This is a genomic window from Aliinostoc maniaoense (genome assembly GCF_058172895.1).
Genome location: NZ_CP187952.1, coordinates 4,323,727 through 4,339,539, shown reverse-complemented (window position 1 = coordinate 4,339,539; position 15,813 = coordinate 4,323,727). Strand labels below are relative to the sequence as shown.

At 42.7% G+C, this 15,813-nt stretch carries 10 protein-coding genes and 3 rRNA genes; 2 read left to right on the top strand and 11 right to left on the bottom strand.

The features are described 5' to 3' along the window. Positions 1–278: 278 nt before the first annotated feature. The gene (locus ACPZ3T_RS18790) at positions 279–2,219 is read left to right on the top strand and encodes an FAD-dependent oxidoreductase (RefSeq protein WP_490277274.1); all 1,941 of its coding nucleotides are present in this window, start codon (positions 279–281) and stop codon (positions 2,217–2,219) included. A gap of 75 nt (positions 2,220–2,294) precedes the next feature. Here ACPZ3T_RS18790 and rrf read toward each other — a convergent pair. From rrf to ACPZ3T_RS18770, 4 genes are all read right to left on the bottom strand, one after another. Continuing rightward, positions 2,295–2,412: ribosomal RNA gene (gene rrf / locus ACPZ3T_RS18785) — 5S ribosomal RNA — on the bottom strand. 105 nt (positions 2,413–2,517) lie between these two features. Next, positions 2,518–5,342 (bottom strand): 23S ribosomal RNA (locus ACPZ3T_RS18780). A gap of 329 nt (positions 5,343–5,671) precedes the next feature. Then, positions 5,672–7,159: ribosomal RNA gene (locus ACPZ3T_RS18775) — 16S ribosomal RNA — on the bottom strand. Together the 16S, 23S and 5S rRNA genes form the textbook arrangement of a ribosomal RNA operon. A 320-nt stretch (positions 7,160–7,479) precedes the next feature. Then, positions 7,480–8,154 carry a LuxR C-terminal-related transcriptional regulator gene (locus ACPZ3T_RS18770; RefSeq protein WP_490270983.1) on the bottom strand — a complete coding sequence of 225 codons (675 nt, stop codon included), beginning with the start codon at positions 8,152–8,154 and terminating at the stop codon, positions 7,480–7,482. Between the two features lie 105 nt (positions 8,155–8,259). Between ACPZ3T_RS18770 and ACPZ3T_RS18765 the strand changes: the two genes are divergently transcribed. Beyond that, positions 8,260–8,913 carry a DUF3386 domain-containing protein gene (locus ACPZ3T_RS18765; RefSeq protein WP_490270982.1) on the top strand — a complete coding sequence of 218 codons (654 nt, stop codon included), beginning with the start codon at positions 8,260–8,262 and terminating at the stop codon, positions 8,911–8,913. Positions 8,914–9,284: 371 nt separating this feature from the next. On the opposite strand, the gene ACPZ3T_RS18760 is transcribed toward ACPZ3T_RS18765, so the two are convergent. From ACPZ3T_RS18760 to ACPZ3T_RS18730, 7 genes are all read right to left on the bottom strand, one after another. Further along, the gene (locus ACPZ3T_RS18760; protein WP_490270981.1) at positions 9,285–9,626 is read right to left on the bottom strand and encodes a hypothetical protein; all 342 of its coding nucleotides are present in this window, start codon (positions 9,624–9,626) and stop codon (positions 9,285–9,287) included. Between the two features lie 51 nt (positions 9,627–9,677). Then, positions 9,678–11,162 (bottom strand): CIA30 family protein, encoded by a 1,485-nt coding sequence (locus ACPZ3T_RS18755; RefSeq protein WP_490270980.1) that lies wholly within the window; start codon positions 11,160–11,162, stop codon positions 9,678–9,680. Between the two features lie 403 nt (positions 11,163–11,565). Further along, entirely contained in the window at positions 11,566–12,093 is a 528-nt protein-coding gene (locus tag ACPZ3T_RS18750; protein WP_490270979.1) for an orange carotenoid protein N-terminal domain-containing protein, read from the bottom strand. A gap of 814 nt (positions 12,094–12,907) precedes the next feature. After that, positions 12,908–13,399 carry an orange carotenoid protein N-terminal domain-containing protein gene (locus ACPZ3T_RS18745; RefSeq protein ID WP_490277273.1) on the bottom strand — a complete coding sequence of 164 codons (492 nt, stop codon included), beginning with the start codon at positions 13,397–13,399 and terminating at the stop codon, positions 12,908–12,910. Positions 13,400–13,629: 230 nt separating this feature from the next. Then, on the bottom strand, positions 13,630–14,259 hold the full coding sequence (locus ACPZ3T_RS18740) for a glutathione binding-like protein (RefSeq protein ID WP_490270978.1): 630 nt from the start codon (positions 14,257–14,259) through the stop codon (positions 13,630–13,632). A 35-nt stretch (positions 14,260–14,294) separates the two neighbouring features. Next, positions 14,295–15,068 (bottom strand): class I SAM-dependent methyltransferase, encoded by a 774-nt coding sequence (locus ACPZ3T_RS18735; protein ID WP_490270977.1) that lies wholly within the window; start codon positions 15,066–15,068, stop codon positions 14,295–14,297. Between the two features lie 27 nt (positions 15,069–15,095). Continuing rightward, positions 15,096–15,761, bottom strand: a complete 666-nt coding sequence (locus tag ACPZ3T_RS18730) for a nitroreductase family protein (RefSeq protein WP_490270976.1) — start codon at positions 15,759–15,761, stop codon at positions 15,096–15,098. Between the last annotated feature and the right edge of the window lie 52 nt (positions 15,762–15,813).

Sequence of the window (15,813 nt, the reverse complement as noted above, 5' to 3'; positions counted from 1 at the left end):
CAGACAGCGAATAGCAAATTACTAGAATTTTAGGCAATTATTTACTAATCAGCAAAATTCATTCAAAAAAGCAAGGTTTGCAGATACTCAATTTATTCATTAGAATACCAAAGTTTGCATTTTATTTTTTGTATTTTGAATTACTACCAGGGGTTGACAATGTTCTCTATTCTGCTTGAGATCGCAGGGTATATTTTACGAAACCTCTAGAAATCTACTGATTTACAGTTAGCATTTCTTTCCAGTAATTCCGCCCTCAAAAGTTAATGTTTGAACCAATGAGTCTACCATTTAATTCGCTGGAATCTTTGACTATCTCCCGTCGCACTTTACTGAAGGTGTTTGGTTTTGGTACAATTGCCGGAATCACAGGTTACTCCCGGTTTACTAAGCCAAAACCAGCAGTATTTCAACAGGATACTATCAATTTACCAAGGACATTAAACCAATCAAAAACTGTAGTCGTGATTGGTGGGGGTTTGGCGGGTTTAGCTTGTGCATATGAATTAAGCCAGAGGGGATTTACTGTCACCCTATTAGAAAAATCTCCCCAATTGGGAGGAAAAATTGCTAGCTGGCAAATAGAAGCGGCTGGCGAAACCTTTATGATGGAACATGGCTTTCATGGATTTTTTCCCCAGTATTATAATTTAAACAGCATAGTTACAGAATTAGGCATCAAAGATAATTTTCAATCTTTAAATTTTTATGCCGTTGTTTATCGTGGTGATCAATACCAACCGGAAGTATTTCGCCCTAGTAGTTCAGCCTTTCCTTGGAATATTATCGACTTAGCGATCGCTTCTCCAAATCGGTTTCAATGGGGAATTAATTTAACTAAAATCAAGCATTTACAAGTATTCCAAGCTATCACAGGATTTCAGCGTGAGAAAAACTATCAACGTTTTGATCATATCTCGGTGGCTGATTGGGTAGCTACAGAATTTCCTCAAGGTTTATATGATTTATATTTTCTCCCCTTTGCTAAATCGAGTTTAAATGCCCCCGATGTGATGAGTGTGGGAGAGTTAATGCAGTTCTTCCATTTCTATTTTTTTGGCAACCCCGAAGGCTTGGCTTTTAATGGTACTAAAGATGATATGGGAACAAGTTTAGTCCAACCGATTGCTAAGTCAATTCAAAAACATCAAGGTACAATTTTTACTGATGCAACAGTCAGCGAAATTGTCACTGAAAATGGTAAGATTCATAGCATCAAATATTATTTAGGTAGCAATCATAGTGCTGTACCTTTTTGGGTGCAACGTAATTCAGCTACAAGTGATCAACAAACAGAATATTTTGGTGCAGCCGATGAAGTTTTTGCTTTAACACCAGGAAGTAAAGAAGCAATTTCTTTAACTTGTACCCACCAAGGTTGTACTGTCAAAAAAGCCGCCGATGGTAATTTTCATTGTCCTTGTCATGGGGCAGTCTTTGCAGCCGATGGTAAACTTTTAAAGGGGCCTGCTCAACGGAATTTACAAAAGTTGCGAGTTGTAGACACAAAAGATCATGAATTGCAATTAGTAGCAGCCAATTCTCAATCATCACAACCACAAACAATCACCGCAGATTATTATGTGTTTGCTACTGATGTACCGGGAGTACAACAATTATTTAAGCAGATTAGTGGTAATGTTGATGAAAATGCGCGATCGCAAGTAGAAAAACTCAGTATTGCTGATCCTTTTGCAGTGTGTCGTTTTTGGTTTGACCGCGATTTTGAGTGGCAACAGAGTAATTTTACATCTCTCTCTGGTTATCAATTAACCGATAGCATCACTCTGTATCATCGCATTCAACAACAATTCATTGATTGGGCGCAACGCACAGGTGGTAGTGTAGTTGAGTTACACGCTTACTGCTATAAGGAAAAACAATTCCCCACCCAAGAAGCTTTATTAAGCACATTTGAACAAGAACTCTATGAAATAGTTCCTGAGTTAAAACAAGCTCAGGTATTACATCGAGAATTGGTAAATCAACATAACTTTTCTGGTTATCCACCCAATAGTTATACCAACAGACCAGAAACTAGCACAGATATCCCTAATTTAATATTTGCTGGTGACTGGGTGAAAATGCCCTTTCCTTGTGGTTTAATGGAACGCGCCGTTAGTAGTGGCTTATTAGCAGCCAACGAGATTTTACACCGTGAAGGTTTGCAAAGGCGATCGCTTCTCTCTGTAAATCCAGAAGGATTATTGCAAATATGATGATTCTTCCCAATTCAAAATAAAATAAAACCTCCTAACAATGATGTGAGTTAGGAGGTTTTATTTTCAATAAAAACCTGGCACTGAGCGATTGTGGCAGGAGGCAACCCTCCAACTATCGTAGCCGCAGCAGCGTTTCACCTCTGAGTTCGGGAAGGGATCAGTGTGGTTCCACCGCGCCATAAGCACCAGGAAAGACAGTGAACAGTGAGCAGTTATCAGTTATCAGTTATCAAACAACTGTCACCCATTCAGAAACCCTGAAGACTGCAAGAAACGCGAATTGCCAATGAATAATGAGGTCAAGCCCTCGGTCTGTTAGGACTCCTCAGCTACATACATTACTGCACTTCCACTTAGAGCCTATGAACGGGTGTTCTGCCCGTGACCTTACCTACTTTGCGTAGTGAGAACACTCATCTTGAGGTGGGCTTCCCACTTAGATGCTTTCAGCGGTTATCCGCTCCGAACTTGGCTACCCAGCGTCTACTGTTGGTACAATAACTGGTACACCAGCGGTTCGTTCCTCCCGGTCCTCTCGTACTAAGGAGGAATCCTCTCAATGTTCTTACGCCTGCACCGGATATGGACCGAACTGTCTCACGACGTTCTGAACCCAGCTCACGTACCGCTTTAATGGGCGAACAGCCCAACCCTTGGGACGTACTTCCGCCCCAGGTTGCGATGAGCCGACATCGAGGTGCCAAACCTCCCCGTCGATGTGGACTCTTGGGGGAGATCAGCCTGTTATCCCTAGAGTAACTTTTATCCGTTGAGCGACGGCCATTCCATTCTGCGCCGTCGGATCACTAAGGCCTACTTTCGTACCTGCTCGACTTGTCGGTCTTGCAGTCAAGCTCTCTTTATGCCTTTACACTCGCCGCACGGTTTCCAAGCGTGCTGAGAGAACCTTTGCGCGCCTCCGTTACCTTTTAGGAGGCGACCGCCCCAGTCAAACTGCCCACCTGAAACTGTCCTTCTACCGGATAACGGTAGCAAGTTAGAATCCTAGCTTCGCCAGAGTGGTATCTCACCGTTGACTCCATATCCCCCACAAGGAATATCTCTTCGTCTCCCACCTATCCTGCGCAAGCGAAGCCCGGACACAATTCCAGGCTACAGTAAAGCTTCATAGGGTCTTTCTGTCCAGGTGCAGGCAGTCCGTATCTTCACAGACATTCCTATTTCGCCGAGTCTCTCTCTGAGACACCATCCAGATCGTTACGCCTTTCGTGCGGGTCGGAACTTACCCGACAAGGAATTTCGCTACCTTAGGACCGTTATAGTTACGGCCGCCGTTCACCGGGGCTTCGGTCGTCAGCTTCATGTTACCACTGACCAACTTCCTTAACCTTCCGGCACTGGGCAGGCGTCAGCCCCCATACTTCCTCTTTCGAGTTCGCGGAGACCTGTGTTTTTGGTAAACAGTCGCCTGGATCTCTTCACTGCGACCAGCTCTCGCTGGCACCCCTTCTTCCGAAGTTACGGGGCCATTTTGCCGAGTTCCTTAGAGAGAGTTATCTCGCGCCCCTTGGTATTCTCAACCTCCCTACCTGTGTCGGTTTCGGGTACGGGTAATCTACTTTCATCACATTCCTAGCTTTTCTTGGCACTATCCTTCCCCACTCGGAGTTCGTAAACTCCTCCCAAACCAATCAGGGTGTGGCTATCTTTCATGCGTCCCTAGCAATGCTCCAGTACATTAGTCAGGGATTGTTGACCCTGTGTCCATCGACTACGCCTTTCGACCTCGCCTTAGGTCCCGACTAACCCAGAGTGGACGAACCTGGCTCTGGAACCCTTAGGGTTTCGGGGCATTGGATTCTCACCAATGTTTGCGCTACTCAAGCCGACATTCTCACTTCCGTTTCGTCCACAGCTGCTCGCCGCTACTGCTTCTTCCTACCACGGAACGCTCCCCTACCGATTAATGTTTAGTTAATCCCACAGCTTCGGTACATCACTTAGCCCCGTTCATTTTCGGCGCAAGACCGCTTGACTAGTGAGCTATTACGCACTCTTTCAAGGGTGGCTGCTTCTAGGCAAACCTCCTAGTTGTCTTTGCAGTCTCACCTCCTTTCTCACTTAGTGATGATTTGGGGACCTTAGCTGGTGGTCTGGGCTGTTTCCCTCTTGACAATGAAGCTTATCCCCCACTGTCTCACTGGCAATGTGTTCTCTAGGTATTCTGAGTTTGTCTCGATTTGGTACCGGTCTCCCAGCCCGCACCGAAACAGTGCTTTACCCCCTAGATATATTCATTACCGCTGCGCCTCAACACATTTCGGGGAGAACCAGCTAGCTCCTGGTTCGATTGGCATTTCACCCCTAACCACACCTCATCCGCCGATTTTTCAACATCGGTCGGTTCGGACCTCCACTTGGTTTTACCCAAGCTTCATCCTGGACATGGTTAGATCACCAGGGTTCGGGTCTATAAATACTGATTATCGCCCTCTTCAGACTCGGTTTCCCTTTGGCTCCAGCTACACCGCTTTAACCTACCAGTACCTATAACTCGCCGGCTCATTCTTCAACAGGCACGCGGTCATCCGTTTAATCGGACTCCCACTGCTTGTAAGCTCACGGTTTCATGTTCTATTTCACTCCCCTTCCGGGGTTCTTTTCACCTTTCCCTCGCGGTACTTGTTCTCTATCGGTCACACAGTAGTATTTAGCCTTACGAGATGGTCCTCGCTGATTCACATGGGATTCCTCGTGCCCCATGCTACTCGGGATTCAACTACTATCCTTAAGTTTTCGACTACAGGACTTTCACCTCCTCTGGTGCAGTATTTAGCTGCTTCGTCTAACCTCTAGATTCGATATCGTTGTCCCTCTACCCCAAAAGATATATCCTTTGGTTTAGGCTCTTCCCCTTTCGCTCACCACTACTTAGGGAATCTCTTTTGATTTCTTTTCCTCCAGCTACTAAGATGTTTCAGTTCGCTGGGTTGGCTCTTTCCTGTCTATATATTCAACAGGTAGTATTTAGGGTTTCCCCATTCGGATATCTCCGGCTCTATGTTTGCTTCCAACTCCCCGGAGCTTTTCGTCGGTAACCACGTCCTTCTTCGCCTCTGTGTGCCTAGGTATCCACCGTTCGCTCTTATTAGCTTGACCACTTTACATTGGTTTCTATCCTGCAAACACTTTCCAACTGTCCACTAACAATTCCTCTATCCAAAACTTTTTCTTCATTTTGAATGAGTGAATTTTTAATTTTGAATTGTTTTGTCTGTGTCTGCCTGCTATAATCGCGTTTCTATGCAGTTTTCAAGGTTCTGGCTGGATTTACCCAGCAGTCTAACTTCCGTTAGTTGCTGACTTTTCCTTTCTTAAAACCGGAATAGTAATACTTTGAAAGCTTTCACCAATCTCGAACGACCTAGGATGACCTCATTACGACTTCTATACTTGCATTCAGTCTGTAATGGGTTAGGTCTCCCTAAAAAGGAGGTGATCCAGCCACACCTTCCGGTACGGCTACCTTGTTACGACTTCACCCCAGTCACCAGTCCTACCTTAGGCATCCCCCTCTCCGAAGAGTTGAGGTAATGACTTCGGGCGTGACCAGCTTCCATGGTGTGACGGGCGGTGTGTACAAGGCCCGGGAACGAATTCACTGCAGTATGCTGACCTGCAATTACTAGCGATTCCTCCTTCACGAAGGCGAGTTGCAGCCTTCGATCTGAACTGAGCTACGATTTCATGGATTTGCTTCACATCGCTGTGTCGCTGCCCTTTGTTCGTAGCATTGTAGTACGTGTGTAGCCCAAGACGTAAGGGGCATGCTGACTTGACGTCATCCCCACCTTCCTCCGGTTTGTCACCGGCAGTCTCTCTAGAGTGCCCAACTTAATGCTGGCAACTAAAAACGAGGGTTGCGCTCGTTGCGGGACTTAACCCAACATCTCACGACACGAGCTGACGACAGCCATGCACCACCTGTGTTTGCGCTCCCTAAGGCACTTTCCCCTTTCAGGGAAATTCGCAACATGTCAAGTCTTGGTAAGGTTCTTCGCGTTGCATCGAATTAAACCACATACTCCACCGCTTGTGCGGGCCCCCGTCAATTCCTTTGAGTTTCACACTTGCGTGCGTACTCCCCAGGCGGGATACTTAACGCGTTAGCTCCGGCACGGCTCGGGTCGATACAAGCCACGCCTAGTATCCATCGTTTACGGCTAGGACTACTGGGGTATCTAATCCCATTCGCTCCCCTAGCTTTCGTCCCTCAGTGTCAGTTACGGCCTAGTAGCACGCTTTCGCCACCGGTGTTCTTCCTGATCTCTACGCATTTCACCGCTACACCAGGAATTCCTGCTACCCCGAACGCACTCTAGCTCTGTAGTTTCCACTGCTCTTATGAGGTTGAGCCTCACTCTTTAACAGCAGACTTTCAGTGCCACCTGCGGACCCTTTACGCCCAATCATTCCGGATAACGCTTGCATCCTCCGTATTACCGCGGCTGCTGGCACGGAGTTAGCCGATGCTTATTCCTCAAGTACCTTCAGAACTTATTCCTTGAGAAAAGAGGTTTACAACCCAAGAGCCTTCCTCCCTCACGCGGTATTGCTCCGTCAGGCTTTCGCCCATTGCGGAAAATTCCCCACTGCTGCCTCCCGTAGGAGTCTGGGCCGTGTCTCAGTCCCAGTGTGGCTGATCATCCTCTCAGACCAGCTACTGATCGTCGCCTTGGTGCGCTCTTACCACACCAACTAGCTAATCAGACGCGAGCTCATCTCTAGGCAGCAAGCCTTTCACCTTCCGGCACATCCGGTATTAGCCACCGTTTCCAGTGGTTGTCCCCGACCTAAAGCTAGATTCTCACGCGTTACTCACCCGTCCGCCACTAAATCCTAAGATTCCGTTCGACTTGCATGTGTTAAGCATACCGCCAGCGTTCATCCTGAGCCAGGATCAAACTCTCCGTTTTGTTAATTTCGGAGTTTGTTATCTGAAAGCTTGTCTTTCAGATTCCTTGCTATAATTTTGTAAAAGTCTTTGGGAAGTCCCAAATCCAATTTTTTTGACGAGGATTGGTTACTTCTTCGCTTTCAAAGTATTCTTTTTTCTCGGTTCGGTTGTCTTAGCTCTCTCGCCTCGACACTTATCTAGATTAGCGAGTATTTTTAGGTTCGTCAAGGGGCAAATGAAGTTTTTTTTGAAATTTCCGATCGCATTTTCTGTTTTAACTCGCCAATTCCTTGCATAGAAGGCGTTTCAGCCTCTAAAAAATATCTGGGGTTTGGCAATTTATTTGTGAATCAGCAAGTCTTGCAATCGGGCTACCATCTCAGCACGGGCGGAAACTCCTAGTTTGCGGAACATTCTTTTTAAAGCTTGCTTAACTGAGTTTTGGGTAATCCAGAGTCTTTGAGCGATTTCGGCGTTAGTTAATCCTTGGGCTACTAGTTCAGCAATTTGTAATTCTCGTGGGGTTAAGGGATTAGATGATGAAGTAGCAAAGGTTTTCGGGGTGGTTCGCAGGGTGGCAAGTTTAGCAGATAAATGAATACAAAGTGCGCTGAGATCAGCTAAATCATTGGCGTTGAAGGGGGGATGGTCTTGATCACGAGCAAAGTTAAGTGTGCCTATAAGTTTACCATCGCAAACAATTGGCCCTGTCATAACGTGGCCGTGGTCATGGCGCGGACATAAATCTTTCCAGTCTTCTGGGGTTAATAGCAATTGTTCATGGGTGGGTGCGTGACGTTCTACTACATATTGCCCGATAGGATTACTTTCTAAGCAGACGGCTGGAATGCTTGGGGTATCGGTATCTTTGTTTGTCTGGCTATCTATGAGATGGATACCCCAACTTTGCACACGAAAGTATGCGGCAATTTTATCCATGAGTGTTTGTTTTAATTCTTGCTCACTATGGATATTGGCGATCGCATCAAATACATCATGGAGAGAAATAGGCATAAGTGTACCCAGTTGGGGTCTATGCGAGACTCAACAATTACTTCTATGCTAATACCAGCACAACTAAAAAGCGACTATAACTAATTATTGCGCTAGGAGAAGCACATGACAGTTACACAACTCTCTGCTCAGGAACTTTTCCGGGCTGCTTATGACAACCGTTATACTTGGGACAAGAATTTCCCCGGTTATACAGCAGATATTACCTATAAATATGATGGGCAGGTAATTACAGGTAAAGTGATCATCAACGCTGAACTCAAGGCGGAAGTTTTGGGTGTTGATGATGAGTCAGTCAAGAAAGCGATTCACGGACAAGCATGGGAAATTGCTATTCACCGTGTACGCCGCACCTTTGAAGAAACCCACGGTGCAAATACATTTCGTTATGGTGCGACAGACGAAAGTGGGGCTGTGGAAATTTTGATGGGTGGCAAGGCGGAAGGCGATCGCTATAAACTTCACAATAATATAGTCACTCTGGTTCATCGTCACATTCACGGCGTTGTTGTGACTATTAATACCTTCAGTGTTCATGAGACTGGGGAAGGTTATTTATCTCATACCTATGATTCTGTGTACCATGATCCTCAAACTGGGGAACAAAAAGGCGGAGTCAATAATTTTGTCGATGAGTACGAAAAGGTGGGAGCTTATTTCATTCTCAATCGTCGTGAAATTCGTACAGAAGTAGCCGGGAAAACATCCGTTCAAGAATTTGTTTTCTCTAATATTCAATTGTTGACTGTTGATGGTTAATTGTTGACGGTTTGTAATAGTCATACACACATCAAAGAGGCACCTGATAATGGTGTCTCTTTATTTTTTAAATGAAGGACTATGCGCTTTGAGAATTGTTAGTAGATATTGTTTTTGAACCAGCTTATTAGGTTCGTGACGAAACTGAGTTGTGTGGTGACAAAATTAATTTTACACTTTGCGATTGCCTGTGGTGAAGATACCCGACTTCTTCAAAAATTTGGGTATATATATTGATTGTGAAGCCATTCCCCATCCATAATCGAAGGTGGGGTGATACCTTGGCTTTATTGTAGGCGATCGCGGCAATTCATCCTGATCCAATTCCTGAAAACCTTGATATAGCAGATAATACCGCGATCGCGTATTAATTAACGTGATTCTAATTGAGAAACTCGCGCTTCTAATTTATTAACTTGTTGCTTTAATTCAATTACTAAAGTTGCTAGCTTATCAAACATCTGATCTCGTTGTGTTTGTGAAAGAGTTCTTCTAGAACCTTGAGGGACTGTAATTGGTGTTCTTGGGGATGGAGACTGTCGATTTTGATTCAATCTGGATTCTATTTGATCTAACCGCGATTCAATACGATTTAAATCAAATTGCAAATTATTCAGCCGAGATTCAACTTGCTGTGATACAGCAGGATTTGATAGCAATCCCAGCCAAATAATTATGACTAACAATATAGCAAGAAACAATCTACGAAACATTTTATTGTTGACTGTTGATTTTTAATGGTCAACCAACCTCAGAATATAATTTTATTGATCAGGTTTTAAGTTAGAGAATAAATTTTGCCAGTTTACATTTTTAGCAGTATTCGTTCCCTCTTTGACCTCAAATGTTAAATTAGACGCATGATTTTGTTGTAAAGCTTGTACACATAACTCAGCTATATCTTCACGGCTGACTTTGCCCCTTATATTATCACCTTGCTCAAAAATTAACTCTTTACCTCCTGCTTCTTCTGTTAAGGCACAAGGTCTAATAATTGTGTAGGGAATCCCACTACCTCTTAAACTATCTTCGCCTTTTAATTTCCAAGTCAAAATTCCACCTAACTGATCATTTAACCTTACGGCTGGGGGTTCTTCATCTAAATTAATTCCTGGTCTACCTGGACGGGTGACACCTGCGGAACTCACAAGTACAAATTGGGGTGTAGTTGTGCCACCATAAGCTTTAATTGATGCCAACTCTAAAGCAAAGATACCCGGTGAAAAACGAGGATTTAACGCCCCATCATATTCAAACTTACTTAACATCAATTGCAAAGAAGCAATGCTATTTGCAGAAATTGTTGGCGCATCTTTAACTATTTTAGCTCGAAATACTGGCACAAAATCAGTAAAAGGAATGCGGATATTAATCCAAGTGTTAGCTAAAGTATCAAATGAATAGCTATAACCTAATCCATCCCATTTGCTATCAGTCCGTAGAAAGAGTTTATAACGCTGCCCATCACCTTTAACACGTAACTCCACACCTGTATAACCAGATAAATTCAAAGGTGGCTCAAAATTTTTCGTCCTTACAGATGCAAAGCCGCCAGAGTTGGCTGTGGAAACATTACCAGTAAACACAGCTGTTTTATCTAATAACTGCATATTACTAGCACTTACACCACCCATCACAACATCATCGAGCGCACCCCAGATATTTTTTAATTGTGTAGAGGGATTTGTAAAATCAAATATAAGTTTTTCGTCGGCTGAGGGTAGATATTTTTTAGCTGCATCAACTAAATTTTTTACTCCTTGATATTCTACATTTTCTGGAGTATCGCCTACAATTTCAGGCTGGTAAAATTTGACACCTTGGTAGTATTTAGCTCTATTAGCTGTGTCTCCTTCTACTGGCTGTACACGCACGGCTGTACAGGAAATTACGGCTTGAATATTACTCATAACTATAGGAGTTAAAGTTTCTGGTTTAGTGATATCCGCCTCTACTAAATCAACTTCATCACCCAGAATTGTCCTAGCTTTATCAATATCTCGCACTAAGGCACGGACTTGATAACCTTGTGCTAACAACCGCTTGACTACTCGTTTACCTACTCCACCGGTTGCGCCTGCTACTAGTATTACACCCACACTTTTTTCTCCATTAGCTACATACTGATTTTGCTGGGGACGACCTTGAATTAATCGCTGTATGCAGTTGAGGAAAGGAATTACCTCAAAATAGCTCAAGGTCTGAATAAATCTGCCTAAGTCCCATTGAGAACGATTTTGATTAGTCACAGTTGCGTCTTTATAATTCGGTTCTTGATACATGATAACGAAGCCGTAATACTAATTCGTAATTCGTAATTCGTAATTACTGAATGTGTCTTTTCAATATTTCTGACTTTTCACGCTATGTGCAAAAGTTAATATGAAACCACCCTGCCCTTCCCTACCAGGGAAGGGGAGCAAGAATCAAAGTAGAGACGTTGCATGCAACGTCTCTACAGTTGCAGGAGAGAGGTACTCTACGAGAAGAGCTTTGCTCTATGGAGAGGGGTTTTCCATATCCCGTGAAAAGTCAGTTCAATATTTGGTATAAGACTTACAACTTTTGAGTACAACTCTACTCATACTGATAAAAAAGGGGGAACAAAGGTAAAGTACCTCGTTCCCCGATCTTCAGCAACACTGAAATTCTTTATGCTTTGACTGTAGTTTGCAGTACTTGTTTCAAGAAAGATACTAAATCATTAGTATTTAATGATTGCAAATTGTTCAAAACTGTCCTAGCTTGCTCTGAGGGGGTATAGTCGCGGGGGATGTCAATAATGGTAGTGCCTAGTCTTTGTCCTAAAAAATACCAAAAAGCTAATTTACCCTCAGCATTAAGTGCGCCATACTCTCCAGTGGGAATTTTTGTGCCACCTTGAGCTAGTTCAACCATTGCCTTACTAGGATGGGGATCTAGCATGGTTTCATTTTGATCATTTCTGGAAGCTGGTAGTAAATCACGCAAGGCATAAAGTTGTTCTTCTGGGGAAACTTGCTGAATTTGTGCTACTAATTCCGCAGCTTTTTGGGTTGGTAATTTATCTATATCGCTGGTGGAGATTGTATCAGAAACTTTGCTAAATAATGAGCCAAATATTACCAGGCGATCGTCTATATCTAATTGCTTAAAATCTGATATGGCTTGCTCTACAGGATTTACATTTGTAGAAGTCATAAAAACCTCCTTGATAATTGTTATTTATTTGCGAAGATGAATGTATTTTTTTTACAGTATTTTCAAGAAGAATTGTTTTTTATCAGGTAATTAAATCTACTCTCTTATTAATCGCATAGCCATTAACTATACTTTCGTTTAAGTTAAAAAAATAGCCAATTATAAAACACTATAAAAAGATAGACGTTATGAGAATAATCAATAAAATTAAACCATCCGCAAGACAGAGGAAATATTTTATTAATTCATTTAAACTATCGGGATAAGAAGCAAAGGGCGTTACGAGTTTTGGGTGCATCTGACCCAAAGAGCAACTTAGTAAACACAGAGGAAAACTTCTGACTATTACTCTGTGTTTATTTATTTTTGAGGTTTACTAGTTTGCCCAATTAAAAATATTTACTCAGTCTATAGTACTCATATTTGATTTTTGAACAGATACGTAGAGAAGGCAAATTGCAGTGTGGATTTTCCTTTTGCAATATTGCCGTTGTGTTAGCAGCGAGAGTACAACACCTAGCACCAATTCCTGTGGTGCGTTACGGCTTACGCCTAATACACCCTACTGGACTACTTCCCTCAATATACAAGGTTGGGTTGACGTAAGGAAACCCAACATAGATATTGGTGTTGGGTTTCACTGCATTCAAACCAACCTACATCTAATGAACTACTTTAGCCTTGCCACGCTACTACTTAAGTCATTTAATTATTGACATTTTTGCAATTATGTAGGGGTGAAATTGATAAATCACTCCTACACAAATATAGCGTAATCTCAAATAAAGTTGATTTTACGCCTTTTTAAATTGCTTTAAATTTCAGCACCGGATTTTGCCTCAGCACCCATTGGGGAAACATAATCACGGAAGACAGTAATTTGCTGTTGAAATGACAATGTTTTGATTTTAGCCAATAAATTTTTTGCCTCAGAACCAAGTTGGTATTCAGATGGCATAGGCACAATAGTGCTACTTTCCATTCCTTGGGCTAAACGATACCAAAATAGTAATTTTGTGGTATCACTTAATGAGCCATATTGACGACTAATTTGATTATCCACACGGTTAATCAAGTCCCGTTGCAACTGTAACTGTTGTTGATGGTTTAAACCTTTGACTTGATTAAATAAACCCTCGGCAATTTCTGGGGAAACAGTGCTGGCATTAGGGGCTGCTGGTGTAATTGCATCTCCCATTTCTGTGTAGACAAACCAAAACAAAGCAAGCTGTTCGTCTGTATCCAATTTTTGCCATGCTTGGACATATTGGCGAATAGTTGGATCGCTGGTTTGTGTATAAGTCATAATGATTGTGTTTGTCATGAATTTCATTAGCAACCTTAACAATCATTCATCAGGTTTTGAACCATACTAGAGATATAAGTGTAGTAATCAAAAAGTAGAATAATACAAGCAAATTCAGCAGTAAATTGCAGTGAGTTTGACAAATTGAAGATATTGAAACCCCTCTCGGATACCGACAGGGGTTGGTGAGAAGTCATCAAGCGTAAATTAATTCAACTACGAATTACGAATTATTTGAAAGTTTCTGCCTTCTGGTAGGCGCGGATGACTGCTGGACGGATTTGAATGGCTTCAAACCAACGTTTTAGGTTAGGGAAATTATCTAAGTTTTGGCTTTGACGTTGATGGGGTACTATCCAGGGATAGGTGGCAATATCTGCAATAGAATAGTCACCAGCAAGAAATTCTCTATATGCTAATCGTTTATCTAGCACTCCATATAAACGTGCTGTTTCATTAACGTAGCGGTTAATAGCATACTCAATTTTTTCAGGTGCATACAGGCTAAAGTGGTGATTTTGCCCAGCCATTGGCCCTAATCCTCCGACTTGCCAGAATAGCCATTGTAAAACTTCTACACGGTCTTTGATATCAGACGGTATTAATTTCTGAATTTTTTCTGCTAAGTATAACAAAATAGCACCAGATTCAAACACAGAAATCGGTTCACCGCCTCCTTGTGGTTCATGGTCAACAATTGCTGGGATGCGATTATTAGGGGAAATTTTGAGAAATTCTGGCTTAAATTGGTCGCCAGCAGCAATATTCACAGGAATAATTTTATAAGGTAAGCCAACTTCTTCTAAAAAAACGGTGATTTTATGACCGTTGGGAGTTGTCCAATAATATAGGTCAATCATGGTGATGTTTCCTGGTTGATGAGGGACTTAAGTACTTACCTGTTGTTTTTTAATTTGCCGACTACTGCCCAAACTCTGTGGTGAACTTGCAAAATTGTTGTCGGGAATTGTGCTTGCAATAATGTTGCTAGTTCTTGGTCAAAAACTTTTACTTTTTCTGGTGTGAGACTTGCGCCAACACCTGCGCTAGCACGGATGCGTCCGCGCCAATCTGCGTGGGTATAAGGGACAAAAATATCATAAGAAAATGTCTGAAGATCATGAAATCCGCCTTCGGCAATATCTCGCAACCATTGGGGATACAAACCACTACCACCACCCATTTTCCAAGTTGGATTATGCGTTTGGATTAATTTCTCGGTGGCTTCGGCTACATTGCCTTTGATGGGTATCCAATCAAAATGAGCGATCGCAATTTGCCCCTCAGCTTTGAGAATCCGAACTATTTCTTGCACCGCAACAGGACGGTTAAACCAATGCCAACACTGACCAGCCGTAACTACATCAATGCTGGCATCTGGTAAACCAGTATTTTCCGCAGTCCCAATGTAATAATCTATCTTGAGTTGAGCAGCTTGGTCTAGTTGCTTGGCTTGTTCTAATAGTGCGCCTGATGGGTCAATGCCAATTACGCTCGCACCTCTAGCAGCAAAACCCCGCGCTAATGTTCCTGTACCTGTACCGAGGTCAACTAGATTTTGTCCTGGTAAACCAATATTGTATTCAGCAAGTTTGTCAAAAATACAACTAGGAAAACCAGCTCGGTGTTTTGCGTAATCGCCAGCAGTTAAACCAAAATCAATATTCATTATTAGGGAATGGGGACTTAAGACAAATTATCCTTGATAGGGGTGATTAATTTTATCTACAAAGACGTTGTGGTTTAATGGCAAGCGACCAGGATCTAAGCGGGGTTCGGCGGCATAACCTACAGGAACTAAAACTGCGATCGCTAAATCAGGCTTATTGGCTGCACCAATTACTTCTTTAACTTGCTCTTCTACCCAACCATTCAAAAAGCAAGTTGATAATCCCAAACTCTCTGCGGCTAACACTAAATGAGTAGCAGCAATCATCGCGTCTTTAATCGCATATTCCCGGCGTTTATCTCCCAAACCTGCTTGGAATTGAGGAATAGAATTTTTAAAGTATTGGACTGTGCCTTCATTCCATGCGCCAGTTTGCAAAGCTTTTTCATATATTGGTGTCAAATCACCTTCTCCAGCCTTGGGATCGGCAGCAAATACAAAGGTAACTGGTGCTTGAATGACTTGCTTTTGATTCCAAGATGCAGCTGATAGGGCGGCTTTTTGCGCTTCGTCTTGAACTAAGATAATCCGCCAGTCTTGCATGTTAAAGCTACTAGGTGCAGCTACAGTCAACTCTACTAGTTGTTTTAGTAATTCTGGTGCTATGGGGTCTGTTTTAAAAGTCTTAATGGAACGTCTCTGAATAATAGCCTTGGGTACATCTAGAGGTTGAATTTGGGCAATTGTACTCATGAGATTCTCCTCGGATTTGATTTAATTAGGATTACGCTCTGAAAGAGTGGTG

Excerpts from the sequence above, each read along its gene's own strand:
- ACPZ3T_RS18765 (WP_490270982.1), top strand. The coding sequence starts at position 8,260 with ATGACAGTTACACAACTCTCTGCTCAGGAACTTTTCCGGGCTGCTTAT.
- ACPZ3T_RS18745 (WP_490277273.1), bottom strand. The coding sequence starts at position 13,399 with ATGACTTATACACAAACCAGCGATCCAACTATTCGCCAATATGTCCAA.
- ACPZ3T_RS18740 (WP_490270978.1), bottom strand. The coding sequence starts at position 14,259 with ATGATTGACCTATATTATTGGACAACTCCCAACGGTCATAAAATCACC.
- ACPZ3T_RS18790 (WP_490277274.1), top strand. The coding sequence starts at position 279 with ATGAGTCTACCATTTAATTCGCTGGAATCTTTGACTATCTCCCGTCGC.
- ACPZ3T_RS18770 (WP_490270983.1), bottom strand. The coding sequence starts at position 8,154 with ATGCCTATTTCTCTCCATGATGTATTTGATGCGATCGCCAATATCCAT.
- ACPZ3T_RS18760 (WP_490270981.1), bottom strand. The coding sequence starts at position 9,626 with ATGTTTCGTAGATTGTTTCTTGCTATATTGTTAGTCATAATTATTTGG.
- ACPZ3T_RS18735 (WP_490270977.1), bottom strand. The coding sequence starts at position 15,068 with ATGAATATTGATTTTGGTTTAACTGCTGGCGATTACGCAAAACACCGA.
- ACPZ3T_RS18730 (WP_490270976.1), bottom strand. The coding sequence starts at position 15,761 with ATGAGTACAATTGCCCAAATTCAACCTCTAGATGTACCCAAGGCTATT.
- ACPZ3T_RS18750 (WP_490270979.1), bottom strand. The coding sequence starts at position 12,093 with ATGACTTCTACAAATGTAAATCCTGTAGAGCAAGCCATATCAGATTTT.